Below are 1,213 nucleotides of genomic sequence, written 5' to 3'. Positions count from 1 at the left end.
AGGCGGCGGTACGGTACGGGGCGCCCGGCCCCGACCCGTACCGCCTCTCCCCGCCCGCTGACGGCATGTCACCCGTACGGACCGTCAGCAGACGACGACACGCCGACGGGCGTGGTCCGGTGAGGAGGTGCAGACCAGCCGAGCGCCGCTCCTCCCCGAACCCGCCCGCCGGTTCGCCGCCTGGTGCGTCGTCCTGCTCCTCGCCGCCGGGGTCGCCGCCGTCTTCGTCTGGCTCTGCATCGTCTTCAAGGCGGCCGTCACCCCCGTCCTGCTCGCGATCCTCGGCGCCGCCCTCCTCGGCCCGCTCCACCGGCGTCTGCTGCGGATGAAGGTGCGCAGGGGCCTCGCCGCCGCGCTCACCGTCGTCGCCGTCCTCGTGGTCGTCGGCGGCGCCACGTACATCGTCGTCGCCGCCCTCGTCGAGACCGGCGACCAGATCATCGCCTCGCTCCGGCAGGCCGCCTCCGACATCGCCGACCACCTCGGCGCCGCCGGCACCTCCCTCGACGACATCGCCGGGAACGCCGAGAAACTCCTCAGGGAGTTCGGCGGCACCGCCGCCTCCGGCGTCATCAGCGGCCTCAGCGTCGTCGGCCAGATGCTCGCCACCGGCGTCCTCGCCCTGTTCCTCATCTTCTTCTTCCTCAAGGACTCCGACCGGGCCGCCGGCGCCCTCCGCTCCCTCGCCCCGCGCGCCGGCGCCGACCTCGTCGAGGCCATGGCGCGCCGCGCCTTCGAGGCCGTCGAGGGCTTCATGCGCGGCACGACGTTCGTCGCCCTCGTCGACGCCGTCCTCATCGGCATCGGCCTGGTCGTCCTCGACGTGCCCGGCGCGGTGGGCCTTGCGGCGCTCGTCTTCGTGACGGCCTACATCCCCTACCTCGGGGCCTTCCTCTCCGGGGCGATCGCCGTCCTCGTCGCCCTCGCCGACCGGGGCTTCGTCATCGCGCTGTGGGTGCTCGGCGTCGTCCTGGCCGTCCAGGTCGTCGAGGGCCACGTCCTCCAACCCCTCGTCCAGAGCCGGACCGTGCAGATGCACCCGGCGGTGGTGATGCTCGCGCTCACCGCCGGGGCGTCCGTCGCGGGAGTGCTCGGCATGCTGCTGGCCGTACCGCTGACGGCGGCGGCGACGGGGATCCTGGGGGTGCTGCGCACGAGGTACGAGGCACCGCCTCCGCAGACCGCCGACGAGGCTTAGAGGTCCTAACAGAAG

The 1,213-nt window shown here is 73.5% G+C and carries 1 protein-coding gene; it reads left to right on the top strand.

The features are described from left to right. Positions 1 to 127 precede the first annotated feature (127 nt). A complete protein-coding gene (locus CCN56_RS21745; RefSeq protein ID WP_086829219.1) occupies positions 128 to 1,198 on the top strand; it encodes an AI-2E family transporter in 1,071 nt (356 codons plus the stop codon). Positions 1,199 to 1,213 lie beyond the last annotated feature (15 nt).

Origin of the sequence: Streptomyces sp. NRRL B-24572 (assembly GCF_002156145.1) — a bacterium.
GTDB classification, from domain to species: domain Bacteria; phylum Actinomycetota; class Actinomycetes; order Streptomycetales; family Streptomycetaceae; genus Streptomyces; species Streptomyces vietnamensis.
The sequence above is the reverse complement of the archived record's forward strand: the minus strand, read 5'-3'. Positions and strand labels throughout refer to the sequence as shown.